21 protein-coding genes are annotated in these 26650 nt (G+C 60.9%); 9 read left to right on the top strand and 12 right to left on the bottom strand.

All coding sequences use genetic code 11. The features are described from left to right. Nucleotides 1-30: 30 nt before the first annotated feature. Nucleotides 31-729, bottom strand: coding sequence for a molecular chaperone DjiA (locus tag JJ889_RS05820; RefSeq protein ID WP_291892504.1), 699 nt, complete (start codon nt 727-729; stop codon nt 31-33). Between the two features lie 147 nt (nt 730-876). On the opposite strand from JJ889_RS05820, the gene JJ889_RS05815 reads away from it, so the two are divergent. Continuing rightward, the gene (locus JJ889_RS05815) at nt 877-4452 is read left to right on the top strand and encodes a hydantoinase B/oxoprolinase family protein (protein WP_291892502.1); all 3576 of its coding nucleotides are present in this window, start codon (nt 877-879) and stop codon (nt 4450-4452) included. A gap of 233 nt (nt 4453-4685) precedes the next feature. After that, on the top strand, nt 4686-5105 hold the full coding sequence (locus tag JJ889_RS05810; protein ID WP_366940058.1) for a fasciclin domain-containing protein: 420 nt from the start codon (nt 4686-4688) through the stop codon (nt 5103-5105). 68 nt (nt 5106-5173) lie between these two features. Here the strand turns inward: JJ889_RS05810 and JJ889_RS05805 are convergent, their stop codons facing one another. The 3 genes from JJ889_RS05805 to JJ889_RS05795 are packed head-to-tail and all read right to left on the bottom strand — an operon-like array spanning nt 5174 to nt 6621. Then, complete coding sequence (locus JJ889_RS05805; RefSeq protein ID WP_291892498.1) at nt 5174-5518, bottom strand: hypothetical protein; 345 nt, start codon at nt 5516-5518, stop codon at nt 5174-5176. Between the two features lie 15 nt (nt 5519-5533). Continuing rightward, the gene (locus JJ889_RS05800) at nt 5534-5662 is read right to left on the bottom strand and encodes a hypothetical protein (RefSeq protein ID WP_291892496.1); all 129 of its coding nucleotides are present in this window, start codon (nt 5660-5662) and stop codon (nt 5534-5536) included. 20 nt (nt 5663-5682) lie between these two features. Then, the gene (locus JJ889_RS05795) at nt 5683-6621 is read right to left on the bottom strand and encodes a metalloregulator ArsR/SmtB family transcription factor (protein WP_291892494.1); all 939 of its coding nucleotides are present in this window, start codon (nt 6619-6621) and stop codon (nt 5683-5685) included. Nucleotides 6622-6720: 99 nt separating this feature from the next. Between JJ889_RS05795 and JJ889_RS05790 the strand changes: the two genes are divergently transcribed. Next, on the top strand, nt 6721-7986 hold the full coding sequence (locus tag JJ889_RS05790) for a D-amino acid dehydrogenase (RefSeq protein WP_291892492.1): 1266 nt from the start codon (nt 6721-6723) through the stop codon (nt 7984-7986). A 24-nt stretch (nt 7987-8010) separates the two neighbouring features. Here the strand turns inward: JJ889_RS05790 and JJ889_RS05785 are convergent, their stop codons facing one another. Both JJ889_RS05785 and ettA read right to left on the bottom strand, forming a co-directional pair. Next, a complete protein-coding gene (locus JJ889_RS05785; protein WP_291892490.1) occupies nt 8011-8478 on the bottom strand; it encodes a hypothetical protein in 468 nt (155 codons plus the stop codon). Nucleotides 8479-8482: 4 nt separating this feature from the next. Next, nucleotides 8483-10150 carry an energy-dependent translational throttle protein EttA gene (gene ettA / locus JJ889_RS05780; RefSeq protein WP_291892488.1) on the bottom strand — a complete coding sequence of 556 codons (1668 nt, stop codon included), beginning with the start codon at nt 10148-10150 and terminating at the stop codon, nt 8483-8485. 168 nt (nt 10151-10318) lie between these two features. Between ettA and JJ889_RS05775 the strand changes: the two genes are divergently transcribed. Beyond that, nucleotides 10319-12562 (top strand): S9 family peptidase, encoded by a 2244-nt coding sequence (locus tag JJ889_RS05775; RefSeq protein WP_291892487.1) that lies wholly within the window; start codon nt 10319-10321, stop codon nt 12560-12562. A 1-nt stretch (nt 12563) separates the two neighbouring features. Here JJ889_RS05775 and JJ889_RS05770 read toward each other — a convergent pair whose 3' ends face one another. The 3 genes from JJ889_RS05770 to JJ889_RS05760 all read right to left on the bottom strand — a co-directional run bounded on the left by JJ889_RS05770 (nt 12564) and on the right by JJ889_RS05760 (nt 16756). Further along, nucleotides 12564-13190: a helix-turn-helix transcriptional regulator gene (locus JJ889_RS05770; protein ID WP_291892486.1), complete on the bottom strand. Its 627-nt coding sequence runs from the start codon at nt 13188-13190 to the stop codon at nt 12564-12566. Nucleotides 13191-13835: 645 nt separating this feature from the next. Next, a complete protein-coding gene (locus JJ889_RS05765; RefSeq protein WP_291892484.1) occupies nt 13836-15926 on the bottom strand; it encodes a TonB-dependent siderophore receptor in 2091 nt (696 codons plus the stop codon). 107 nt (nt 15927-16033) lie between these two features. After that, complete coding sequence (locus JJ889_RS05760) at nt 16034-16756, bottom strand: SprT family zinc-dependent metalloprotease (protein ID WP_291892481.1); 723 nt, start codon at nt 16754-16756, stop codon at nt 16034-16036. 81 nt (nt 16757-16837) lie between these two features. Between JJ889_RS05760 and JJ889_RS05755 the strand changes: the two genes are divergently transcribed. Then, nucleotides 16838-17971: a DNA alkylation repair protein gene (locus tag JJ889_RS05755; RefSeq protein WP_291892479.1), complete on the top strand. Its 1134-nt coding sequence runs from the start codon at nt 16838-16840 to the stop codon at nt 17969-17971. Here the strand turns inward: JJ889_RS05755 and JJ889_RS05750 are convergent. Further along, the gene (locus tag JJ889_RS05750) at nt 17968-18438 is read right to left on the bottom strand and encodes a GAF domain-containing protein (RefSeq protein WP_291892477.1); all 471 of its coding nucleotides are present in this window, start codon (nt 18436-18438) and stop codon (nt 17968-17970) included. The two genes, JJ889_RS05755 and JJ889_RS05750, sit on opposite strands and share 4 nt — an antisense overlap. A gap of 94 nt (nt 18439-18532) precedes the next feature. Then, the gene (locus JJ889_RS05745; protein ID WP_291892475.1) at nt 18533-19648 is read right to left on the bottom strand and encodes a hypothetical protein; all 1116 of its coding nucleotides are present in this window, start codon (nt 19646-19648) and stop codon (nt 18533-18535) included. A gap of 198 nt (nt 19649-19846) precedes the next feature. Between JJ889_RS05745 and JJ889_RS05740 the strand changes: the two genes are divergently transcribed. After that, entirely contained in the window at nt 19847-20746 is a 900-nt protein-coding gene (locus JJ889_RS05740; protein WP_291892473.1) for an SIMPL domain-containing protein, read from the top strand. A 4-nt stretch (nt 20747-20750) separates the two neighbouring features. On the opposite strand, the gene JJ889_RS05735 is transcribed toward JJ889_RS05740, so the two are convergent. Then, nucleotides 20751-21638: a S1/P1 nuclease gene (locus JJ889_RS05735; protein WP_291892471.1), complete on the bottom strand. Its 888-nt coding sequence runs from the start codon at nt 21636-21638 to the stop codon at nt 20751-20753. A gap of 225 nt (nt 21639-21863) precedes the next feature. Between JJ889_RS05735 and JJ889_RS05730 the strand changes: the two genes are divergently transcribed. From JJ889_RS05730 to JJ889_RS05720, 3 genes are read left to right on the top strand one after another with little or no spacing between them, the layout of a single operon-like run. Beyond that, on the top strand, nt 21864-22421 hold the full coding sequence (locus JJ889_RS05730; RefSeq protein ID WP_291892469.1) for a TetR/AcrR family transcriptional regulator: 558 nt from the start codon (nt 21864-21866) through the stop codon (nt 22419-22421). Further along, on the top strand, nt 22418-23494 hold the full coding sequence (locus JJ889_RS05725; protein ID WP_291892467.1) for an efflux RND transporter periplasmic adaptor subunit: 1077 nt from the start codon (nt 22418-22420) through the stop codon (nt 23492-23494). Before JJ889_RS05730 ends, JJ889_RS05725 begins: the two co-directional genes overlap by 4 nt. A gap of 10 nt (nt 23495-23504) precedes the next feature. Further along, on the top strand, nt 23505-26618 hold the full coding sequence (locus JJ889_RS05720) for an efflux RND transporter permease subunit (RefSeq protein ID WP_291892465.1): 3114 nt from the start codon (nt 23505-23507) through the stop codon (nt 26616-26618). The last annotated feature ends 32 nt before the right edge of the window (nt 26619-26650 follow it).

The raw sequence follows: 26650 nt of genomic DNA, 5'->3' as shown, positions 1-26650 counted from the left end.
CCCGACATGTTGGCATCAAACACGCCGACGTCAATTGGACAGACCGACAATTAACCCTCTTTCCTTGAGAATTTGGTCATAAGCGAGGTTAATGACAGCCATTTTTTCGCCTGCAAGGCGTTGTGCCTCCGGCGGCGCACCTCGGGCGATCATTCGGTCCGGATGGTTCTGGGAGGCGATTCTTCGATAGGCGCGCTTCAAATCGGCGTCGGCAATATCCGCTTCGATGCCGAGGATCACATAGGGATCGTCATCCGGCGCCCCGAGATGTCCCATGCGAATGCGACGAAACTCGCGCGCATTGAAGCCGAAAATTCCGGCGACATCTTCCAGGAAACGCTCTTCGCTGGACGTCACTGCGCCATCCGCCTTGGCGATATGGAACAGCCCGTCAATCACATCTTCGAGCATCGCCGGATTGGAGCGGAAACGACGTGCGAGGCGGCGCGCATACCCTTCAAACCCCAGCGTGGTCTGCATGGCCAGTTCGAAAGCGCGGTCCAGGGGCTCGCGGCCCTCCGGGGGCGGACGAAAGACTTCGTAGAACGCGCGGATCTCGCTACGGGAGACGACACCATCAGCCTTGGCCATCTTGGCGCCTAGCCCGATCAAGGCCATGGCAAAGTCGGCATCACCGACCGTGCGGTCGTTGGGATCATCACAGCCGTCGCACGCCAGGAAACAATCCTTGCCCTTAAGTCGCGCTGCGAGCTTACGCCAAAATCCCATGTCTCTCCCGTCCTCGAGGTTATTTAGGAATCTCTCCCTTCAAAAGCCAGAGGGCAAGTGCGACGGATTTCCGCAGGATGCAGCACAAGCCGCTTGCACCCCTGATCCGCCTCGATAGGCTCGCCTCCGAGAACAGGGAGAGCGCGTGTGACAGCAGGGTCTGGCAGCTGGGAATTCTGGATCGACCGGGGTGGCACTTTCACCGATGTGCTGGGCCGGTCTCCCGCAGGCGAATTGACGGCACTCAAACTACTGTCTGAAAGCCCGGACTATGTTGACGCTGCCAGCGAAGGCGTCCGCCGCCTCGCCGCCGGAGCAGATGTCTCCGCTGTGAAGATGGGCACGACTGTTGCCACCAACGCCCTCCTCGAACGCAAGGGTGAACGTACACTATTCCTTGTCACAGCTGGCTTCGAAGACTTGCTGGTCATTGGCGACCAGACACGCCCGGACATCTTTGCGCTGGACCTGCGTCGCCCGGATCCGCTCTATGATCGTGTTGCGGGTGTCAGCGAACGTCTCGATGCGAACGGCAAGATGCTTCGCGCCCTGCCCGCTGATGCTGTTGAAGCCGAACTCCGCCAGGCCTTCGAAGATGGCATGCGCTCGGTGGCCATCTGTTTCATGCATGCCTGGGCCAATGCCGAACATGAAGACCAGGCGGCGCAACTGGCTGAAAGCATCGGCTTCACCACAATTGTACGCTCCAGCGTGGCCAGCCCACTGGTCAAGATTGTTCCGCGTGCCTCGACGACGGTGCTGGACGCGTATCTGACCCCGGTCCTTCTTGACTATGTCGGCCGGGTCGCAAAGGGCCTTGACGGTACACCACTCTATTTCATGCAGTCGTCCGGCGGGCTGACTGCCGCAGACAGTTTCCATGCCCGTGATGCCGTGCTGTCCGGTCCCGCTGGCGGCGTGGTCGGCATGGCCAAGACGGCACTGGCATCGGGCTATCCAAAGGTGATCGGCTTTGACATGGGCGGCACGTCAACGGACGTCTCCCGCTTTGATGGAGACCGTTTTGAACGGGTGCAGGACACTGTTGTGGCCGACCAGCGCTTGCGCGCCCCGATGATGGCGGTACACACAGTCGCGGCGGGCGGCGGCTCAATCCTCCATTTCGACGGTGAACGTGCCCGGGTCGGCCCGGAAAGCGCCGGCGCCATGCCCGGCCCGGCCGCCTATGGTCGAGGCGGCCCCGCCGCCGTGACCGATGCCAATGTCGTGCTGGGACGGATCCAGCCGGACTGGTTCCCGCATGTCTTCGGACCCGACAGCGATGCGCCGCTTGATATCGAGGCGAGCCGGGCCCGCCTGCACGAGCTTGCAGACCAGATGGGGCTGGGGAGTGCGGAAGCAGCCGCTGAAGGCTTCCTGGCCGTCGCTGTCGAGAGCATGGCCCAGGCCATCAAGCAGATCTCCATTGGCGAGGGTGTGAACCCGTCCGCCTATGCCCTCTCCGCCTTTGGTGGTGCCGGCGGCCAGCACGCCTGCCGCGTCGCTGAGGCGCTGGGCATCAAGACCGTTCTGCTGCATCCACACGCCAGTCTGCTCAGCGCTCTGGGCATCGGCCTCGCGGATCTGGTCGAGACCCGCCAGGCGGCTATAGGTCAGCCCCTGTCAGAGGCGCTCGAACCGGTGGCCGAAGCGGTGGAACGCCTTGTCAGCGACGCCAGCGCCGCGCTTACCGTGTCCCATATCCGCCAGGAAGAGATGCGCCGCAGCGTCCTCCTGCACATCCATATCGCCGGATCCGACAGCGCCCTTCCCGTCGAACTCGCCGACCTTGCCTGCATGAAGTCCGAATTCGACGAGGCGCACAGCCGGCTCTTTGGTTTCCGCCCGGAGGGTGAGCTGATCGTCCAGTCCATCACGGTGGAGGTCTCCGCCACCCCGGCCAGCGCGCACGTCGCACAACACGTCTTTGACGAGAGCGCACCTGAAGCGGCACAGGCGCAGGTCCCGATGTTCATCGACGGCGAAACCCGAAACATCCCCGTTCACGCACTTGAGCAACTGCGCGAAGGTCCCACTATCGCGGGTCCTGGCCTGTTGCTGGACGCGAATTCCACCATTGTTCTGGAACCGGGTTGGCAGGCCCGCCGTGACGGAACCAGCATGTTGATCCTGGAACAGACCGAGCTCGTCGACAACATGACCGGCTCCACCGAGCTCGATCCGGTTCGCCTGGAACTCTTCAACAAACGATTCATGAGCGTGGCCGAACAGATGGGCGTCGCACTGGAACGCACCGCCCACTCCGTCAACATCAAGGAAAGACTGGATTTCTCCTGCGCCGTATTTGACGCCGGCGGAGGGCTGGTCGCCAACGCACCGCACATGCCGGTGCATCTGGGATCGATGTCGGCGTCAGTCCAGGCAGCCGCAGCCGCCCATCCCGATCTCGGGCCGGGCGATGCTGTCGCGGTGAACGCGCCCTATGACGGCGGAACGCACCTGCCCGACATCACCATCGTCACGCCGGTCCACGATGACGAGACGGGCGAGCGCCTCTTTTTCGTAGCCTCACGCGGTCACCACGCCGATATCGGCGGCATCGCGCCCGGCTCCATGCCCCCCTTCTCGACAAACATCGAGGAAGAAGGCGTGCAGTTCCGCAATGTACGCATCGTACACCGCGGCAAATTCCTCGAACCGGTCGTGCGCGATGTGCTGGAAAGCGGCACCTGGCCTGCTCGCAACCCGGATCAGAATATCGCCGATCTCAAGGCTCAGCTGGCGGCCTGTGCCCGGGGCGCGGAGGAACTTCACCGCCTGATCGCCGACAACGGCCTTGATGTCGTCTCGGCCTATATGAAGCACGTCCAGGACAATGCCGAACGCTCGGTTCGCCGGGTTATCGGCGCACTGAAGAACGGTTCGGCCTGCGTTCGTCTGGATGATGGGGCAGAGATCCGGGTCGGCATCACGGTTGATCCGGACGCTCGCAGCGCCGTTGTCGATTTCACCGGCACCTCGCCGCAGCGCAAGAGCAATTTCAACGCGCCTGCCTCGGTGGCCCGGGCGGCTGTTTTGTATGTGTTCCGCTGTCTGGTGGGCGACAGCATTCCGCTCAACGAAGGCTGCCTGATCCCGATCGAGCTGGTCATTCCGGAAGGTTGCCTGCTCAACCCCAGACCGCCGGCCGCCGTTGTCGCCGGCAATGTCGAGACCAGCCAGCTGGTCGTTGATGCCCTGTTTGCGGCTACGGGCCGTCTCGCCGCGGGCCAGGGCACGATGAATAATCTGACCTTTGGCAATGATCGGCACCAGTATTACGAAACGATCTGTGGCGGTTCCGGCGCCGGTATTGGTCATGACGGGCAGCCCTTCCCGGGCGAAAGCGCCATCCACACCCACATGACCAATTCACGCATGACCGATCCGGAAGTGCTGGAACAGCGCTTCCCGGTTCGGGTGGAATACCACCGCCTTCGCGAAGGCTCCGGCGGGCCCGGAGATGTTGCGGGCGGTGACGGTAGTCGGCGTTGTGTGACGTTCCTGGAACCCATGACCGTTTCGCTGCTGTCCTCACGACGCAAGGAACGTCCGTTCGGGCTCAATGGAGCTGCCGATGCGCTGCCCGGGCATCAACGGCGTATCCGCGCCGATGGCTCGACCGAGACGCTTGGCGGCCTGTTCAGTGCCGAGATCGAGGCAGGGGACAAGATCGAGATCGAGACGCCCGGAGGCGGCGGGCTCAATTGTCTAGATCATTAAAACGACGAAAGGATTCATCCGATCGCCATTCGCCTGCGTAGATCTTTCCGTCACATCGATGAGACGCCCCCGGACGAGAGCGGCAGAGGCCTCTGCCTGCTCTCAATCAAAGACCCGATCTCAGGAGGAAAGACATGCGTCTTGTCACTTGCGCAGCGATTGCTGCATCCCTGTTTGCTGCTCCGGCCCTGGCTGGAGACGACACCAAGCGTAACCACACAAACACCGCGTCCATGCGTGCCGATATCGTTGATACGGCCGTGAATGCCGGTCAGTTTGATACCTTGGTCGCTGCCGTCCAGGCCGCGGGCCTTGTCGACACGCTCAAGAGCGACGGCCCCTTCACTGTGTTTGCCCCGCTGGATTCGGCCTTTGCCGGCCTGCCGCATGGTGAAGTTCAGCGCCTGCTGCTCCCGGAAAACCGTCACGAGCTGGTTGACATTCTGACTTATCACGTCGTCCCCGGAGCGATCACTTCGGACCAGTTGTCCGGTCAGATCCTGGCCGTCGAGACAGTTGAAGGCTCTACAGTCCTGATCGACGCTACAGACGGCGTACGGGTCGGCAATGCCCAGGTCGTGCAAGCTGATATCCGTACCAGCAATGGCGTAATCCATGTCGTGGACCGCGTGATCATCCCGACCGCGAACTAACGCGCAGCGGGCGCTGGCCGACAGGTCAGCGCCCGCGCTCGCTAAACCCGTTTCCGGAAACAGCCCGGCTAGTCGCCGATCCAGAACCAGACGGGCGTAATCACCGTATTTTCGCCCTGGGTTAACCGTGCCGTACCGAGATGTTCGATGTGCGAGGCACCCTCAAACCAGGCGTCTGCCCCCGCCTCGTCCAGGATCAGTACAAACTCATAGTCCGGCAGGTCTTCGCCGGTGGCACGGAAAACAAACCGCTCCTCATCAACGGCCAGATGCTCGACCGTGTAACCGTGATAGAGGATCACCTGTCCGTCATACTGCTCACATTGTGGCAGAGGCGCCTGAAACATGATGCTGTCGTAGAAACGACCGTCGACTTCAACCGGTTCCGGGAACAAGAAATAGCCGGACTCCATGCCAAAGACATGAAATCAGTCTTCCAGCTCCGTTGGGTAGGAGAAATCGATCTCCTCTGCGCTGTCCTGCGCGAATAATGCCGGAGCCGCCGCGGCCAGCAGCACGCAACCTGCGACCAGGCGGGTGACCAATTGAATTCCCAATCTCTCCCCCTGTGTCAGGATCAAACCGCTTCAGCGACCCAGATCTTCATGGTCAGCTGATTGTCCTTGTCCATCGGATGCAGCTCGATCTGTTGCGCCTGGCTGAGGCCCGCTCGCTCGATGATCTCGTTCATCTCTTCGTCGGAGAAGCCAAGACGGCGATGATGCTGTTCCTCGCGCAGGGCTTCATGCTGGTGCGGGGCAAAGTCCACGATCAGCAGACGACCGCCCTTACGCAGCACGCGGCCGCATTCCGCCACGGCCAACGCCGGATCATCGAGATAATGCAGCACCTGGTGCACGGTCACCAGATCCGCCGCGCCCTCCTCGAAGGGAAGCGCACCGACATCGGCGTGGCGTACCGAGCAATTGCTGAGCCCCGCATTTTCCAGATTGGAACGTGCGACATTGAGCATGGAGTGGTTGATATCGATCCCGATACCGCGCCGAACGCGGTCGGCGAACAATTCCAGCACACGCCCGGTCCCGACACCGACATCAATCATCAGATTGAACGGTCCCTCGCCCGCGAACTGGCGCATCTCGCGCTCGACCTCGTCATCGGAGAGGTGGAGTTTGCGGATGCGGTCCCAGTCCTCGGCAACACTTTCAAAATAGGCCTGTGCGGCTTCGGCGCGCGCTTCCTTGGTGCGTTCGAGGCGGGAGATATCCCGTGCGATGATGGGGTCGTCCGGCGGCACCATGTCATTGACCAGCTCGGCCAGACGTCGTCCGCCACCACTGTCCGTCAGTCGATAGAAAACGTAAGCGCCTTCAGGCAGACGTTCGGCAAGACCGGCGTCCGTCAGCAGTTTGAGATGGCGGCTCACCCGTGGCTGGCTCTGGCCCAGGATATTGACCAGTTCGGAAACGGTCAGCTCCCCCCGCGCGAGCATGACCACCACCCGCAAGCGGGTGGGCTCGGCCAGGGCCTTGAGCTGGGAGACGAGACCGTCCATGAAAAACCTGTCCTCAGGTGTGCAATAAGTCTTGCTTTTATCCGCATCGTTGCGAAGTTCAAACACCAGTATGTATTCGGGATTCTGGAGCTTTCCAAAGTGCGCAAGGATGTGCTCGTCATTGGCGCCGGCCTCGCCGGCATTGCCGCAGCCTGGGAGCTGCACAAGCGGGGCATGAATGTCAGCGTTCTGGATGCCCGCGAAGGCCCGGCCCTGGAGACCAGTTTTGCCAATGCCGGCGCGCTGACACCGTCCGAGCCCGAACCGTGGAATGTACCCGGTGTTCACTGGGACCTGATCAAGTCGCTGTTTGATCCGCATGCCGCGATGAAACTACGACTAACCCCTCTGCCCGGCCTAATCAGCTGGGGGCTGCGTTTCCTGCGCAACTCCACTCACAAGCGCCATCTGGCAGCGTCAAAAGCCAATTTTGCGCTGTCACGTTATTCGCTGGGCCTGACCCAGGCGACCCGCGACGAGCTTGGTATCCAGTTCGAAAACATCAAGGCTGGCACACTCAAGATCTGCCAGAGCGAAGAACGCATAAAGGCCACCGCTGCCGCTGCGGAACTACTTCGCGAGGAAGGGCTGGAATACAAGGTCCTCTCCCGCGAGGAAACCATCGCGCTGGAACCGCAGCTTGAGCCGATCAGGGACCGTATCGCTGGTGCCGTTCTCTACCCGATGGATGAGTCCGGTGACGCCCATGAGTTTACCTGCGCGCTCGCCCGCAAGGCCGAGGAGGCCGGGGTCGCCTTTGAATGGAATACCCGCGTGACGGGCCTGATGGACCGCGCCGGCGAGATCATCGGTGTCTATACCGAAGACGAAGAGATCGAGGTCGATGCCGTTGTGCTCGCCTCGGGGCATGCCAGCTGGAAGCTGATGACCCCGCTGGGCCTTCACCTGCCCGTGCGGCCGGTGAAGGGATACTCCCTGACCATGGATATGAGTGGCCTCAATGAACGTCCCGGCCTGCCGGTCGTGGATGATGCGATGCATGCGATCGTGACGCCGCTGGGCGATCGACTTCGCGTGGCCGGCACAGCCGAGATCGCGGGTGAGGACATGGAATTGCGCGAGGAGCGCATCGACAACCTCAAACTTCTCCTGTCCGGGCTCTACCCGGAAATCGCCCCGCGTGTTCTGGAAGGGGAAGTCAAACCCTGGGCCGGCCTGCGCCCGATGAGTGCCGACGGCAAACCCTTTATCGGTGAGACGCGCGCCAAGGGCCTCTGGCTTTCGACCGGCCACGGCCATCTGGGTTGGACGCAAGCGATGGGATCAGGCGCCCTGCTCGCCGACATGATCGCGGACAAGGAACCGGCGATTGATCCGACGCCCTACGCGGCGGATCGGATTTAAAAGCGCGCTACTCCGAACTCAATTTCAAACTGGCCTGATGTCCAGGACGAAGTGTGAGTTGGCGAGGAACGTCACGGTGACTGTGTCGCCGTCCTTCACCTCGAACAAGCGATTGTTTCGAATATCGAAATACTTATTACAGACTTTGAGTTCTCTACTCCAAAGCACTCGCCGGTGGATATACTCGGCAACTCCCGTCATCGATTCCACACATCCGTCGCGGATGTCGGTAAAGCTCTGGATTAGGCGAAACCCCGCCAGGGCCTGCCAGAGTATGTAAATCGGTAGGACCAATACCGCGAAGAAGCCTTCACCTATTGAAATTCCGCCACGAAAATTGATCCGCGCCCAATCATCAAATCCGTCCCGCCCCAACCATAGCCAAAGTAGGATAGCCGGTACAACCGTGAGGACACGCGCTAGGTGCCGGCGTCGCCAGGCCGCCAAGGCCCAGCGTTGCTCGTCGGTCAATTCCAGCGGCAGGCCGCTCATGCCCTTACCGCGCGAATTTCTGGAACTTGATACGCTTGGGCATGTCCGCATCCGGGCCCAGGCGGCGTTTCTTGTCCTCGATATAATCCTCGAAATTGCCTTCGAACCATTCCACATGACTATCGCCCTCGAAGGCGAGGATGTGGGTGGCCAGACGGTCGAGGAAGAAACGGTCGTGCGAGATGACCACGGCACAGCCGGGATAATTCTCCAGCGCCTGTTCCAGCGCCGCCAGCGTTTCCACATCGAGGTCGTTGGTCGGCTCATCGAGCAGCAGCAGATTGCCGCCGGTCTGCAGCATCTTGGCGAGGTGGACACGGTTGCGTTCACCACCGGACAACAGACCGACCTTCTTCTGCTGGTCGCCGCCCTTGAAGTTGAACGTACCGACATAGGCGCGGGAGGGAACCTCCTTGCCACCCAGTTCAATCATGTCATTGCCGCCGGAGATCTCCTCCCAGACGGTCTTCTTGTCATCCAGCGCATCGCGGGACTGGTCGACATAACCCAGCTTGACGGTTTCGCCGACGCGGATCGTGCCCTCGTCCGGGGTTTCCTGGCCCGTGATCATCTTGAACAGGGTGGACTTACCCGCACCGTTCGGACCGATCACACCGACAATGCCACCCGGCGGGAGCTTGAACTCCAGGCCTTCGATCAAGAGCTTGTCTTCGAAACCCTTCTTGAGGTCGTCGACCTCGACCACGACACCACCCAGGCGCGGGCCCGGCGGGATGGTGATCTGGGCCGTCGAGATTTCCTGGCGCTCAGCCTGGTCGCGCAGTTCCTCATAGGATTTGATACGCGCCTTGGACTTGGCCTGACGGGCTTTCGGCGAGGAGCGGATCCATTCCAGCTCGCGCTTGAGCGCCTTGTCCCGCGCACCGGCTTCACGGCCCTCCTGAGCTAGGCGTTTGGCCTTCTGCTCCAGCCAGGCCGAGTAATTGCCCTCCCACGGAATTCCCTTGCCGCGGTCGAGTTCCAGCGTCCAGGTGGTGATGGTGTCCAGGAAGTAGCGGTCGTGGGTCACAACCAGAACGGCGCCCTTGAACTCTTCCAGATAGTGCTGAAGCCACTGCACGCTTTCCGCGTCGAGGTGGTTGGTCGGCTCGTCAAGCAGCAGCATGTGCGGTTCAGACAGCAGCAGACGGCACAGCGCGACACGACGACGTTCACCACCGGACAGGTCTTTCACACCCCAGTCAGACGGCGGGCAGCGTAGCGCGTCCATCGCCATCTCGATCTTCGAGTCGATGTCCCACGCATCGGCCGCATCGATCTTTTCCTGAAGCTCGGTCATCTCGGCCATCAGCTCGTCGGTATAGTCCTCGGCGAGCTTGATGGAGACAGCATTGAAGTCGTCGACAAGCTTCTTCAGCTCGGAGCCTTCAATAACGTTTTCCCAGACGGTCTTGCTTTCATCCAGCTGCGGTTCCTGCGGCAGGTAACCGACCTTCACGCCCTTCTCGGCCCAGGCCTCACCGTTGAACTCGGTATCCATGCCGGCCATGATTTTCAGCAGGGTGGACTTACCCGCACCGTTCACACCGACAACACCGATCTTGGCGTCAGGCAGGAAGTGCAGGGAAATGCCGTCGAATACTGGCTTGGCAGCACCAGGATAGGTCTTGGACAGCTTGTCCATGTGATAGACGTATTGATAGGCGGACATGGGCGCGTCGTCTCTTCTTGTCAGGGGAAACTCAAGGTCGCTCCGTGTAACCGAGTGCGCGCTTTTGGGCAATGGCGGGGATACTTGCGCATAGCCACAGTCCAGTGCTGGCCCCGTGGATCCAATTTGGGTACAACTTCGCCGAAGAATTCTTGGGGAGTGTCTGAAATGAAGTTTCGCCTGTTGGGTCTTGGCCTTGTGGCCACGACAGCGCTTGCGGCCTGCCAGCCGCAGGAAACTGCCGCGCCGGAACTGGCTCTGTCGATTGAACGTGCCTTCGCCAGCCCATCACTGACCGGCCCGAGCCCGCGCTCACTGCGCTTTTCTCCTGACGGTTCGCGGGTGACGTTCCTGCGCGCCAAGGAAGAGGACCGCAATGTGCTGGACCTTTGGGCGATGGATGTGGATGGCGGCGAGCCCTACATGCTGGTCGACAGCCGTGTCCTCGTCGAGGAGGAACGCGAGCTGACCGAAGCCGAGCGCCAGCTGCGCGAACGCGCGCGCATCTCCTCTACCGGTATCGTACGCTATCAGTGGGACAGCCAGGGCGAAGCCATTCTGGTCCCGCTGGACGGCGATGTCTTCCACGTGGATATCGAAAGCGGCGAAGCGCGTCGTGTAATGGAAACGCCGGAGTACGAGACCGATGCCCGCATCTCTCCGCAGGGCAATTTTGTCTCCTTCATCCGCGACCAGAACCTCTACATCACCAATCTGGAAACCGGTGAAGAACGCGCAATAACCCGTGAAGGTGGCGGTTTGATTTCCTGGGGCATGGCGGAATTCGTCTCCCAGGAAGAGCTGAGCCGCTATACCGGGTATTGGTGGTCGCCTGACGAGCGCTACATGGCCGTTGCCCGCGTTGACGAAAGTCCGGTCGACAATATCGAACGCATGGAAATCGGCACTGACGGTTCCGCACGTGTCGTCGATCAACGTTATCCGCGCGCCGGCACCGCAAATGCCAATGTCGACCTCTACGTCTTCGACCTGGAGACGGGGAATTTTTCCCAGGTCGAACTCGCAGATACGAATGACTACTACCTGGCTCGTGTAAACTGGGCGTCGGACAGCTCCACGGCATATGTCCAGGTGCTCGACCGCATGCAGCGCAATCTGGACATTCGCGCCGTTGATCCGGCGACGGGGACGTCAGACACATGGCTGATGGAGAGCACCGATATCTGGATCAACCTGACCCGTGATTTCCGTGCGCTCGATGATGGAAGTGTGCTGTGGACCTCGGAAGATACGCCCGGTGGGTACCGCCACATTCAGCACCGCGCCGCCGACGGCAGCCTGATCACCCAGATCACTTCCGGTGAGTGGGTTGTCGGCGGAATCAGCGCCGTCGATCAGGAAAACGGCTTGGTCTATTTCTCTGGCTGGATGGACAGCCCGCTGGATCGCCACCTCTTTGTGGTTCCGCTTGACGGCTCAGCCGAGCCGACCGCGATTACCGAAGGCGAAGGCCGTTGGGGCGGTTCCTTCAACAGCAGTGCGACGGCTTTTATCGGCAGCTATTCCAACCCGACCACGCCACCGCAGACAGGCCTGTATTCCATCGACGGCGAACGCATTCGCTGGATCGAGGAAAACGCCCTGGTCGAGGGACACCCCTATTACGAGTTCGCCGACGCGCATATAGAGCCTGAATACGGCACGCTGACCGCGGCGGATGGCTCGACGCTGCACTACCAGATGTATCTGCCAACAGATTTCGATCCGAACCGCGAATACCCGGTCATCCAGTATCTATATGGTGGGCCCCACGCCCAGGTCGTAACGCGCGGCTGGCAGGGCACGCGTGCCCAGCTGTTCGCCCAGCGTGGTTACATCTATTTCTCGATCGACAATCGCGGTTCGTGGAATCGCGGTCGTGAATTCGAGGGACATATCCAGCGCCGCATGGGCTCCGTCGAGGTCGAGGATCAGCTGGTGGGCCTCGAACACCTCAAGAGCCTGCCCTATGTGGACGCCGACAATATAGGCATCTGGGGCTGGTCCTATGGCGGCTACATGACGCTGATGACCACGCTGCAGGCCCCTGGCGAGTACGCAGCCGGTGTCTCCGGCGCCCCGGTCACCGACTGGACGCTCTATGACACGGCCTATACCGAGCGCTACATGGATCACCCGGACGCGAATTTCGAAGGCTATCAGCAGTCTTCTGTCTTCGCCCATCTGGACGGGTATGAAACGCCGCTCTTCCTGATCCACGGCATGGCCGATGACAATGTCATCTTCGCCAACTCCGTCCGCCTCTACGCGGAACTTCAGGAACGTCGCGCCGATTTCGAGATGATGACCTATCCGGGTCAGCGTCACGGTGTCCGCGGCGAGGACCGGTCGGTTCACATGTGGTCAGACATCATGGAGTTCTTCGACCGTCACCTGAAGGGCGAGGAATAGACTAGTTCAGACGGTCCGCGCTCGGGCTACGGCCCAGCGTGCGTCGATACGCCTTGGAGAAGGTCGGGTAATCGCAATACCCGGCCTTTTCTGCGATCTGGGCCAGGCTCAGCTTTCCGGCACGGATGCACGCGCGGGCGCAGGCCAGGCGTGCGCGATCACGACAGGACTGAGGACTTTCGGCAAAAGCCGCAGCAAACAGACGGCTGAACTGGGCACGGGCATAGCCATACCGCGCGCCCAGCTCTGTGATAGAAACGACCTGCTCGCTATTGCGGATAAGATCCGCTCGTGCGGCCAGCAAACGCGCGGCGTGCTTGTCACGAGTCGCTTGCCGCGCCAGACCCAGGCGCTCGCTAATGCCAAGCACCTCTTCAAGATAGTCATGCACTTCCAGCCGCAGATGGTGGAAAGCCGATTGAAGCCGGGCGGCTTCCTGCCCGCCACACACGCCCAAATCACCGTTCAGTTTCACTAACGCAGACTCAAGCCGACACGCGAGCGCTGGTGCCGGCTGCATCATGCCGGTGAGGTCTGTCTCCGCGTCGACGCCAACCGGCAGATCATCCGCGTCGAGAAAAACCGAGAAGCCGCGCGCACGATGCCCGCGCCGGATGCCACCCGCCATTCGCGTCTGCGGACCGTCAAGGGCCGGTCCGTGTCGTAGAATTCCTCACCGTCAAAGACACATTTCAGGCTGAGCAAGGGCGGGGTTGTCTCGACATGTACAGGGCCGGAATCGAACACGACAACGCCCGGCGCCCACAGATCCGGTCGCGCGGCTTCGACGGGCCGAAACCCTCTCATTCGATAGGGCGCTGAAGCGCTGTCGGACATCTCGATTTCAATGCGCTCGCTCTCGGCGCCTTTCCTTCGACACAACCTAGTATACCGCACCTTCGAAGACATGAATGCTGTCCTACCAAGCCTTCATCTAGCGCTGGATCGTTCGCCGGAAGTTTGATGCGCTGGTCGAGCTCAAGGCCCAGCCCCAGGTGTCGGGATAGTTGCCCACCATCAGCCCATGCCCGTGTTCGAACCCGAACCAGCGCACCAAGTCCGGTGACCCACAGGAGAGCGGCTAAAAAACCCTGACAGGCCGACCGGGACACTCGACAACTGCCATCGAGTTCGTTGACGCTATCAGCGCCATGAAGGCCCGGTACATGTCAGTTTGTGACTGTTTGCAGGCGATAACGGCCCTGTCACCACAGACAAAAAGGCCGGCCCCGTTGGGGACCGGCCTCTGGTCGTCTGACCCAAGGGGGGAGGGTCAGAAAGTCTTGCGCGCGGTCAGGACGACGAACCCGCCAAGATCCTGTTCACGGAACTCGACCGCTTCCAGCGTGCCCACATCGCGGGCATCGGAGAAGAAGCGACGTTCACGCTCCCGAACCTGCGGTGTGAGATCCTGCCAGGACAGGCGCACCGTCGCGTCGAAGAACGCTGTGGTCTCAACCCACAGATCCAGGCGCGGCTCGCGGCTGAAGATGTAGACCTCGTCAAAGCGATACATATCCTCGTCGCCGAGCACGTGGCCGCTGAAACCCCAGGACATGTTGTGCTGGGTCAGGTTCTGGCGGAAATTCGCCATGAACCGCCAGTCCTCATTCCCCTGGAAACGACGGCTTTCGCCGGTGGTCGGGTCAGTGACTTCCGTATCGCGCAGGAAGACAGACAGGTTCAGGCGGCTGTCGCCCAGACCATAATCATCCAGCGGGATCGCCGTTTCGGCCAGCATGTAGGTGCGCCGCCCGTCGCCGATATTGCCCGGCGCATCGAAGGTGGTCGTCAGCGGCGGCGTGACGCTGCCGTCGGTCACCACCGTCACCGGCTGCGCATCACGCACATCCTCGACCTCTTCATGGGTCAGGCTGACCCGGAAGAAACCCTCGCCATTCCAGCGCCTTTCCCACTGGGCCGTGGCGCGCCAGGTCTTTTCCGGTTCCAGCTCCGGATTGCCGATCAGGACGACATCGTCCGTCGGATTGATGGAGCTTGCAAAAGCGCCAAAGGAAAGCTGGCCAACATCACGTTCCAGACCGAACACCCACTGGGTGTCCTCGTCAGCATTCCAGGTCAGCGTGATCGACGGTTTGGGATAGTCAAAGCTGCGCTCACGGGAGGCATCGCCGGACTGTGAAATCGTGGAACGTTCCAGACGGAAACCGGACTCCACGGTCACACTGTCCATCGGACGCCAGACGTGGGAGGCAAAGATCTCCGCACGCTCTTCCTCCACACGCGTGTTGGAAACCGGCAGCTGGGTCGGCTGGGTGGAGCCGGCAGCGACGGAGATCAACAGGCTGTTTTCCAGATAGTTGAACGCGCCTTCCGCACCGAACTCAAAGGAGTGACGATCGTTCATATCCCAGGTCACAGTGCCGCGAACCGCGCGCTCACCACTTTCGACATCATTGTCGAAGAAAGTCGTGTTTCGGCTGCCGGTTTCGGTGGCGCGCAGGAATTCATCCGCGGAGGTGGATTCGCTCTGCTGGTTCAGCAGGACAAGCTGACCGGACAGATTTTCGCCCAGCGGACGCTCATACGTCAGCGTGCCTTCCCAGCTCGTATTCTCGCACTCCGTCGTGAAGATTTCCGTACGCAGCGGCGCGCCGGCCGCATCGAACACGCGGGAGGTATCCAGGCCGTTGTATTCACTCTGGTTAGCTGAGAGGGAGAGGTTCAGGCGGGAACCATTGTCAAAGGTCGTGTTGACGGAACCGGATACACGCGGCGCAAAACGATCCTGAGAGGTGCGCTCGTCACGGCTCTCGATCAGGTTTCCGGCTGCGTCATACAGCCATTCATCACGCAGGACCGGTGCTCCGTTGGTGTCCAGGCCGCCTGCCAGGGTGATGCGCGTGTCACCGCGTTCCCACGTGGTCGAAATCGATCCGTTGGGCGTGATGCGTCCGCCACCGGCCCAGTAGATCGCGCCCAGCGAGGCCGTCGTGGAGCGGCTGGATTCCTCTTCACGCAGGACGACATTCACAACGCGCGTCTGGCCGCGCATGTCGATACCGGCAACCGCTTCGCGGACCAGCTCGACACGTTCAATATTGCCAACCGGGATACGACCGAGGATATCGTGAATGCTCTCCGATTTGGTGCTCTGGCGTTCGCCGTCGATGAGGACGTTTGCGAACGTATCCGCCAGGCCGCGTACATGCTGACCATTATCGATGGAGAAACCCGGAACCTGATTGACCATGTCCAGCGCCGTGATCGGATTGAACGCGTCGAAATAGGTCGTCGCATAGACCAGGACGGCACCATCCTGGGTGCTGGTTTGAGCCAGGGCCGTGCCCGAAAGCAGGAGTGCCGCGAGGCCAACGGCCGCCGTCTTCTTGAACAGTTTCACTATTGATATCCCGAATTTGATCACACCGCCCCGAACGGCGTGTTGTCAGATGCGGGTTGTGACAGTCGTGGCATTACCGGTGCCTGTACCGGCATCTTACCTTTCGGTTAGAAGTATACATGTACGTAAGAATTAGTTTTCAGATACTCACGCTGGATTCGCCAGTCTGGACAGGCTTTTTCGACTGTTTCCCAGAAGGCCCGGGAATGGTTGGCATGGACCAGGTGAGCCGCCTCGTGAGAACACACATAGTTGATCACGTCGTGAGGAAAGCCCATCAGCCTCCAATTGAGTCGAATGGTGGCATCGGACGCGCAGGAACCCCAGCGTGACTTCTGCTCGCGAACAATCACTTTGCGTACCTCGCGCCGGAAAAAACGGGCATGCTGCTCGGTCAGGGGCTGCATCAGTTTCAGACCCTCGCGTTTGTAGAAACGCACCAGCCCGTTGCGCACGGTCGTTTTCAGGAGTTCGCCTGAAAGCTCCGGATCCACACGCACCACGATTTCACCCCCGGTCTCCACGACACGTGTACGAACGCCTTCGCGCTGCACACGCAGTTCCCGCTCCCCGCCCAGCCAGGGCAAGCGCTCGCCATCAACAAATTCAAGCTCGGGCGCCGAAGGACGCTCGGCCCATTTGGCCAGCTTTTTCAGGATCCAGTCCGACTTGCGATGGAGCGCTGCCTCAACCTCGCGCCGGGGCACGTGACGCGGCGCCGTCACCGCCAGCCCCGTCTCGGAAACCACAAAACCGATTGTCCGGCGTGATGACCGTTTGAGCTGGTAATCGACCTGCTGGCCGTCGAGCTGGATGGTTTCTGGTGACATAAGGCCGTCAGGAGGCACACTTGTGAATCAAGAGCGCCGATGGTGACCTGCCGCCCTCTTCAAGACAAGCCGGACAACCGTATGCCCGAACCGCTGAAAAACCTCTATTCACCCGCGCTTATCGAAAAGATGGGTAACCATCTCAAGCGCGTCTCCCCCGGCTTTGACAAAGCGATGTTTGTCGACAAGGCCAGTACGGGACTGGATGTTCTCGAGCTGAAAGAGCGAGCGGCGCAGATCAGGATTGCCCTCGATGCCTGTCTGCCTTCCGATCTGGAGAGGGCAATCGAGATCATGCTGGCCAGCCTTCATCCCGAAGACAATGTCGAACTCTCCGATGTGGGCATGGACGACAAGGGTATTCGCGGCTGGGCCGTCATGCCGATGAGTGACCTGGTGGGATTGCGCTGTAACGAGGCGTTCGATGCGGCACTGAACGCCCAGAAAGAGATGACCAAGCGCTTTTCTTCCGAGTTCGGTATCCGCCATCTCATCCTGGCGGACCAGGACAGGGCCATGGCCGCGATCACGAAATGGGCGGATGATGACAATTACCATGTCCGCCGACTGGCCTCGGAAGGCACCCGCCCTCGCCTGCCCTGGGCCATGAAATTGCCGGCCTTCATCGCGGATCCAAGCCCCAGCCTGCCGATCCTGGAAAAACTGAAAAATGACCCGACCGAATATGTCCGTCGTTCGGTCGCCAATCATCTCAACGACATCGCCAAGGACAATGCGGACACGACAGCAGGCATTTGTGCACAATGGATGGAGAACGCCACACCGCACCGCAAAAAGCTTATCCGCCACGCACTACGCACCCTGATCAAACAGGGCCATCCGGTCGCACTGGAAACGCTCGGTTTTGGCGAAGCCGAGATCGAGCTCTCCTCGCTCAACATCCGGACACCCGTCGTTCAGTTCGGCGAGGCGCTGGAGTTCGAAGGTGTGATCCGGTCAACCGCAGACCGCAAACAGCAGCTTGCAATCGATTTCATCGTCCACTGGCGCAAGGCCAATGGCGACACGGCACCCAAGGTCTTCAAGCTGAAAACCCTCACCCTGGGTCCAGGCGAACACGTCTCTATCCAAAAACGCCACCCGATCCGCCCGATCACCACGCGAAAATACTATCCCGGTCCCCAGGCAGTGGAATTGCAGGTCAATGGCAAACCCTGCGGCCGCCACGATTTTGAACTGGTGATGGAAAACTAGACCGTCAGCAGATCGCGGCAGATCGCTTCCAGACCGGCCTGGTCCTCGGTGTCGAAAGCGCCAAACTCTGTGGAGTCGACATCAAGCACCGCCGCCAGCTCGCCCTTGCTGTCAAAGACGGGCACCACGACTTCCGAATTGGACCGGCTGTCACAGGCGATGTGTCCCGGATAGGCGTGCACATCTTCCACCAGCTGGGTTTTTCCCGTCGCCGCGGCGGCGCCGCAGACGCCCTTGCCGAAAGGAATGCGCAAACAACCCATCGTGCCCTGATAGGGCCCGACAACCAGCTCGGTCTTCTTGGCCGGATCAACGACGTAGAAGCCCGTCCAGAAGTAGCGGTCCCCGAACGTCTCGCGCAGGAGGCAGGAGGCGGTCGCATAACGCGCCGTGTGGGATGTTTCCCCCGTCACCACCGCAACGATCTGCTTGCGGACATCTTCATAGAGTTCAGCTTTGCTTGTCATGGCGCTTTCCCTTGTGCTGGTTGCAAGGTGGCGATGATGACGCGGGTTTCAAGGCGCAGGTGCAGCTGGGTGCCCTGCGCAAGCCGTCGGTTCGCTATTCGATGCCCTCAAGTGTCTTGTCGATCACTTTCTGGATAATCGGGTCGGTGCGGTCCGGACGGCCAGCCGTGGGTGGCTGATCGTCATCGCCGGAGGAATTCGGGGTATCCGGCTTCTTCTCGTCCGCCTCGCGCGCTTCCTTGTCCGCTTCGCTCTTCGCCTTGGTCTGGATCATGCGGATACGCGCATCGACCAGATTATAGACGTCCGGCGGGATGCTCCTGGACAGATTGATCCCGAGCTCGCGCGCGGAGGTCGGTGATATGGCCTGGCTGTGCGACATCTCGCCCGAGGTCAGATGGTCAGCGAGCGCCCGCGATCGCGCTGCATCGGTTCGCGGGCCGTCTGCCGGCATCTTGCCGAGCGGAAGCTTGTGAACAGGGTTGATGATCTCCCGCGCCACTTCCTGCGCATACTTGTCGTATTTGGACGCTTCATGCGCCAGCAGAACCAGAAGGTCCTGGGTCTGTTCTACCCCCTTCTGAGCGATCAGATCTTCATACGCCTCGCTCGGGAAGGATCCGTAAATCGTATCGATCGGCCCCAGGGACGCGGTCTCATCCATGAAGATCCGATCCGCCGCCAGGGCGATGAATGTACCTCCTGACATCGCCACATAGGGCACATAGACCGTGACCTTGGGATGTTTGTAGGGATTGTGCCTGCCGACTTTCTTGAGGTGCTTCTTCAGCGCCAGGGCGACCATGTGCGCCGGCCGGGCATAGCCGCCCAGCGTATGCAGGATGATCATGATGTTCGTTCGGGCATTCGCGCCGCGAATGGCAGCGATGGCGTTGAAAGCCTCGTCGAAGGTGATTTCCTGCTCGGCGCTGTCGCGCCCCTCGAATTCATCGCCCAGATCATGGATCAGATCGATGACAATCGTATTCTTGCGGTTGCGCTTCTCGAGCCTGGCCCTTGCGTCCTTGTACCCCTGCCTGGCTTCCTCGTAGGAACGATCAAGCCAGGTTCGAAGTTTCTCGAGGGAACGCGCGTCGCGCTGCCGTCTGTCATGAGTCAGATATTGCCAATATCCCCAGCACAGCAGCGAAATCACCGCGAACGAACCCGCAGCGATTACCAGCTCTTGCTCGGAAACCGACTCAAACACACTTCCCCCCCTTACCGCGATGCGGAAGGTTTACTCGTGCCCGATGTTAACCATTTATGCACCTGACGGACAAGGCAATTGGGGCGTGGAAAAGTATTAAATTTCGCGTCACTCGCGAGTCGTTGCCAAGATGTAACAGCTTGCGGCGACAGCTTTTGGGTGCATAGCTTGGCCGGTCCGGTTTAAGGGGGAAATCCGATGAAGTTCACGCACGCCCTGGCGCTTTCCGGCGCCGCCGTCTGCCTCACGGCTTGCCAGTTCGAGACCACATCGGACCCGAGCGCTCCGATCTGGGCACGTGAACAATCCATCGAGGCGATCGGCCGGGCGAGCATTGAAGTCCTGCCAAATCGCGCAGAGTTCGGCGTCTCCTACCGGGCCCAGGCTGCCACCGCTGCGGAAGCGAACGCACTTGCGATTACTCGTGCCAATTTGGCGGTGGAAGCCATGCGTGAGATCGGTGAAGACGCGGTGCGCATTACCACGTCCATCGATGTAGAGCCGTTCTATGAGCAGGTTCGGATCCAGGTGTCCGAGTTCGAAGAGGCCGTGGAGGAGAACATCCATCCAAATGCGCTCATCGGTTACGTCGCGATAGCCAGTGTCGATGTGGAAAGCTCGGACCTTGAAGGGGTCGCGACCTTGCGCGGCGCAGCACTCGCATTGGGGCCATCGGAAGCAGGCAGCGTCCGCTTCTTCCTGGACGCCGGAGTAGAGCTGCAGCGAACCGTCTTTGCTGCCGCTGTTGCTGACGCACAGGCCCGCGCAGAGATCGTTGCACAAACCAGCGGGGATCAACTCGGCAGCCTCCTGGTCCTGCGTGAAGGAACGCAATCCTGCCTGGGACAGGTTTACGGCGCTCCGGGACAGGATGCTTTGAGAAGCGATGCGTCGGACCGCATCGTTGTTACCGGCAGTAGAATTCGTCGCACGGCATATGAGGCAGTCAGCGAACTCGACCTGACCGACAGCAGCTTGGCGACGGGTTCAATCAGCGTAGACGATATTGTCGAAGCCGCAGAAGCGTTCACAGTCGCATCGGACTTTGATCCGCACCGCATGACGGCGCGCGTCTGCGCCATCTACGCCGTCGAATAGTGCCCTAGTCGAGCGCCGTCTCGAAACCGCCGACACCCTCAGCCGGGCTGTCGAGCAGGCCGTTAAGCACGCCCGCCAGGCGAACGCTGGCGAGCTTGAGCTGTTGGCGGGAGATGCGCAGGCCGCGCTCGTAGTAGGCATCACCCGGCTCAATCGTGTTCTCGGCATTGGCCCAGTAGTAGGCAAAATCGCGGGAACGCACGATATTGTGGCTCTCCTGCGCCCAGGCGATCGGATCGACCGTGGTGTAGATTTCCGAACCGGTCAGTGGGATTTCCGCGGCCAGCTCGTCAGCAAAGTAATTCACCCGTTCCGACGCCGGCGCCCAGGGCCAGGTTTCGCCCATATAGTCCAGGATGATCTCGCTGTCCCAGACCCGGTGGAGATTGGTGTGACGCTCACCACGCCAGATCACCGGGATATCATTGCCGCCACGATCGCCATTGATGGAGACATGCAGGGGCTGGTGGATATCGCCGATCCAGTGGGCAAGGAATTTCAGCGCCTCAAGGCGCTCCTCATCCGAATTGTCCTCATCGACCAGCTCGCGGGCATGTAGTTCGATGGCAGAGGTGATGCAGCCATTGAAGGCACAGTCTTCCGCATCAACGATCGGGTCGTCGCGTTCCTGCCCCGTATAGTGGAAGGGCGCCGTGCGCAGATGTGTGGAGCTGCGGACCTGGTCTGCCCAGCTGCAGACATCACGGAAGTGATCAAACTGCGGGTCCAGCGCGATCAGACGATCGACCTCGGCGCGCGCTTGCGGCTTCAGGAAGCGATAGGCCATGTCACAGACCAGACGATGCCCATCACGGCCGTAAGCCATGGCCGGAGCGGTCGGGGCCAGGGTCGCGACGACACCGGCAGAAAGCAAAACGCGAAAAAAGGACATGGCAGATCTCGTCTGAAAGGGGCTCGCAATGCCCCTCTCCCTAGGCCGTCACGCCGCGCGCCTCCACCAACCGGGATTTGTGTCAGCCCACTGAATTCGCGCTGAAATTGAAAATCGCATGAATTCTCCGTGAAATGACGCCAATCCAGCCACTGTACCGTCTGGACGGTCTTGACTGTACCGTCTGGACGGTTTATGTGCATTGCAACAACAATGAGTAAGCTGATGCCACCGATCGAAAACAAGCCGAATACACGTGAAGCCATTCTCGACGCCGCCGAAACGGTGGTGGGCCGTGATGGCTCATCCAGACTGACCATCGACGCTGTTGTGGTGGAAAGCGGCTATTCCAAGGGCGGTGTGCTCTATCACTTCCCGAACAAGACCGCCCTGCTGGCGGCAATGGTCGATCGCATGGTGGAGGGCATCACCGTCAAGATTGATGGCGCCCGCAGCGAGGCCGAGGACAAGTCCGCTCCGATCCTGCCGGCGATCATCTCGGCGATGGTTCACCACCGCAAACCGGACACCAATGTCAGCTCTGCCCTCCTGGCCGCCTCGGCAGAACAACCAGAACTCCTCGACAGCGCCCGTGACTATATCGAGAAGATTGTCGCTGACGCCGTCTCGCCCGCCCCCGACCCGATCCTGGGCCTCATCGCCTTCCTGGCGATGGACGGCCTGCACTTTTCCGACCTGCTCGGACTTCACTATGTCGACGACGCCCAGCGTGAAGCCGTCCAGTCCCGACTTATCCAGATGATGACGGAGATGTATGCGTGACCTCCCCCCGCACGACGCTGATATCCCTGCTCGCGCCGCTTGCCCTGCTGGCGGCCTGCTCCCAACCTGTGGAAACCGAAGAGGCTCCGGCACGCCGGGTTCTCGTGCAGACGGTTGAGACCACCAGCCCGCAAAGCCGGTTCGAATTCGTCGGACGCGTCGAAGCGCGCATCTCGGTCGATATCGCCTTCCAGGTCGGCGGCCAGCTGGCTGAACTGCCCCTCGCCGAAGGCCAGCAAATCGCAGCGGGCGACCTCATCGCCCAGCTGGACCTGGAGGATTTCCGCCGCGCCGAGCGCGAGGCGCGAGTCCAGCTGCAACAAGCTCGCACGGACCTGGAACGTCAGCAGACACTGCACGAGCGCGGCATCGCTTCACAGGCAGCACTCGACAGTGCCCAGACCCAATATGATCTGCGCTCGGTGGCGCTGGAAACCGCGAGCCGCAATCTCGAATACGCTACGCTGACCGCGCCGTTTGACGGGCTTGTCAGCCGTCGCCTGGTCGATACCTTCACCGTCGTTTCTCCCGGGCAGCCGGTGGCGCGCATCCAGGATGTTTCGGAACTACGTCTCAACATCCCCGTCTCCGAAGACATGGTCGCCACGCTGAATGCGGACGACGTGATCTCTGTCCGCGCGGCTTTCCCCTTCCTGCCGGACCAGACCTTCCCGCTGGAGTTTCGCGAAATGGTGGCCGAGCCAGACAATGCGTCCCAGACGTATCACGCCATCCTGGCGCTGCCGGCCAATCTGCCTGCCAATATCCTGCCGGGTATGACCGCAACCGTGTGGGCCGAGTTTGACCGTGACAATGGCGGCGAAGCCGAGATTCTCGTGCCCATCCGCGCCATCGGCTACGCCCCGGACGGCTCGCCATTCGTTTGGGTATTTGCCGAGGATCACGTCGAACGTCGTGCTGTTGAAACCAACGGCGTGCACGGTGACAGCGTGACCATCCTGGCGGGTCTGTCCGAAGGCGAGCAGATCGTCACGGCGGGCGTCAATGCGCTGGTGGAAGGCATGACCGTCCGTCCGATCGATGACCAGGCCCGTTTCGGCCGCACGCAATAAGAGCGACATCATGAGCGAGAACACGTCCGCCATGTCCCTGGCCCGCCTCTCCATCGAGAAACCGGTCCTGACCTGGATCGTCATTCTCTTCTGTGTGCTGGGTGGCATGCACGGCTTTTTCAATGTCGGCCGCCTGGAGGATCCGGCCTTCACGATCAAACAGGCCATCGTCTTCACGCCCTATCCCGGCGCCAATGCGCAGGAGGTCGAACAGGAAGTCACCGAACGCCTGGAAATCGCCATCCAGCAATTGGCCGAAGTCTCCGAGATCCACTCGGAGAGCTCGCCCGGCATGTCGGAAATCCAGATTACAATCGACGATACGATCGACAGTGCCGACCTGCCGGACGTGTGGACCAAGCTGCGGGCCCGTATCCGCGACACCGTACCCATGCTGCCACCAGGCGCTGCCAACCCGCGTGTCTATGATGATTTCGGCGACACTTACGGCATTTTCTACGCTGTTACGGCTGAGGGTTTTTCCGACGACATGATCCGGGAAATCGCGCGCACACTACGACGCGAAATGCTGGTGGTGGACGGAGTTGCCAAGGTCTCGGTCGACGGCGAGCCGGATGAACGCATCTATATCGACATCCCCCAGGACAATCTGGCCCAGCTCGGCCTGTCCTATGAGAGCTTGCTGCAGGCTATCGGTCGCGAGAACACCGTAGTCGTCTCCGGGTCAACGCCGCTGGGCGGTCGGTATATCCGGCTGGACATCCCGCAGACCCTGTCCGGTGTGGATGCGATCAACAATATCCTGATCACGCCCGGCAATACATCGGAGACGATCCGCCTGTCCGACATCGCGACGATCACCCGTTCCAGCCAGGACCGTCCTGACAATATCATCTACCACAACAATACCCGCGCCTTTACACTGGGTATCGCCGGCCAGACCACCGCCAATATCGTGGATGTCGGCAATGCGGTGGAAGCGCGCCTCGCCGAGCTGGAAGCCGATCTGCCGCTGGGTATCGAGCTGCACCCGATCTATCAGCAGCACCTCGTTGTCGACAACGCGATCAATGACTTCCTGGTCAATCTGTTGATGTCGGTCGCTATCGTGGTCGGCGTGCTGTGTATCTTCATGGGCTGGCGCGCGGGCCTGACCGTAGGCACGGTGCTTTTCCTGACGGTCGCCGGCACGCTTTTCTTCATGAACATGATGTCGCTGGAGATGGAACGCATCTCCCTGGGCGCGCTGATCATTGCCATGGGCATGCTGGTCGATAACGCCATCGTGGTGACCGAGGGCATGCTGACGGGGGTGTTACGGGGCAAACCTCGCCTCGCAGCGGCCGAAGATGCCGTGAAGTCGACGCAATGGCCGCTGCTGGGCGCCACCGTCATCGGCATCATGGCCTTCGCCGGCATTGGCCTCTCCCCGGATTCCACCGGCGAGTTTCTCTTCTCGCTCTTCGCCGTCATCGCCATTTCCCTGCTGCTCAGCTGGGTACTCGCCGTCACCGTTGTGCCCATGGTCGGCTTCCATCTGTTTGAAAGCCAGCGCCAGCAGGCGCTTGCCAAGGCAGCAGAAGACCAGGACGAGGCCTCGGTCTATGCCGGGGGCATGTACACCTTCTATCGCGGCCTGCTCAGCCAGGCGCTGCAGCGACGCTGGGTGGTCCTGGGCAGTCTGCTGATCGTCACCCTCGCCTGTTATGTCGGGTTTGGCTCGGTGCGAAATTCCTTCTTCCCGGAAACCAATACGCCGATGTTCTTCGTCAATATCGAGCACCCCGAAGGCGCCGACATCCTGACCGTCGACCAGACCATCCGCGAAGTCGGCAGCTTCATTGCCGAACAGCCGGAAACCGAACAGTTTGACAGTTTTGTCGGTGCTGGCGCCACGCGTTTCATGCTGACCTACAACGCGGAACAACCCAGCGCGTCCTATGGCCAGATCATCGTGCAAACGGCCGACCTGGACAGCATCCCGCCACTGGCCGAGCGTATCCTTACGCACGTGCGGGACACCTATCCCGACGTCTCCATCAGGGCCGACCGGATTGTCTTTGGACCGCCCGGCGGCGCCAAGCTGGAAGCCCGTTTCTCCGGTCCGGACGCCAATGTTTTGCGCGCCCTTTCCGAGGAAGCTATGGCGCGCCTGCATGCCGAGGGTGATGTTCTCGATATCCGCACCAACTGGCGCAATCGCGCGACGACCTTCCGGCCCCAGGTGATCGAGGAACGCGCCCGCACAGCCGGCATCACCCGCGAAAACATCGCCAACGCCCTGGTCTTCGCGACCGATGGCGCCCAGGTCGGCGTCTTCCGTGAAGGTGAGGACCTGATCCCGATCATCGCCCGTGCACCGCTCAATGAGCGTGCCGATGTGGATGATCTCTTCGACCGTCTGGTCTGGAGCTCCTCGCAACAGACCTATGTGCCGATGAACCAGGTCGTCTCGCGTTTCGATCTCGTGGCCGAGGACGCCCTCATCCAGCGCCGTGACCGGGTCCGCACCATTTCTGTCCGCGCCAACCCGCACCCGCATGAGACGGCCATGGAGGGTTTCGCCCGCTTCCGCCCGATCATCGAGGCGATGGACATCCCGCCTGGCTATTCACTGGAATGGGGCGGCGAATACGAGAGTTCCGCGCAAGCGAACGAATCCCTGGGCGGCACCCTGCCGTTCACCCTGGTGGTGATGCTGACCATTTCCTTCATGCTCTTCGCCAAGGTGCGTCAGCCGCTGATTATCTGGTCCATCGTGCCCATGTCTGTGAACGGCGTGGTCATCGGCCTGCTGCTGACCAATGTCGCTTTCAGCTTCACGGCCCTGCTGGGCCTGCTGTCGCTGTCCGGCATGCTGATCAAGAATGCCATTGTGCTCGTGGATGAAATCGATGCCCGTATCCGCGAGGGCGCGGTGCCGGTCGACGCTGTGCGCGACGGCTCAGTCAGCCGCTTGCGCCCGGTCCTGCTGGCCGCTTCAACCACCATCCTGGGCATGACACCGCTGTTGTTCGACGCCTTCTTCCAGGCCATGGCGGTGACCATTATCGGCGGCCTCGCCTTCGCGACGATCCTGACCATGATCGCCGTCCCGACGATCTATGCGCTGTTTTTCGGGGTCCGGGCGGAGCGACCGGTGGAAGCGGTGGAGGCTGAATAGTTTCAGCCTCCGCTCGAACGAATGTTTCCCCG

Origin of the sequence: Maricaulis sp. (assembly GCF_017643475.1) — a bacterium.
Taxonomy (GTDB): Bacteria; Pseudomonadota; Alphaproteobacteria; order Caulobacterales; family Maricaulaceae; genus Maricaulis.
Note: the sequence above shows the minus strand (reverse complement) of the source record. Positions and strands in the feature narration are given on the sequence as shown.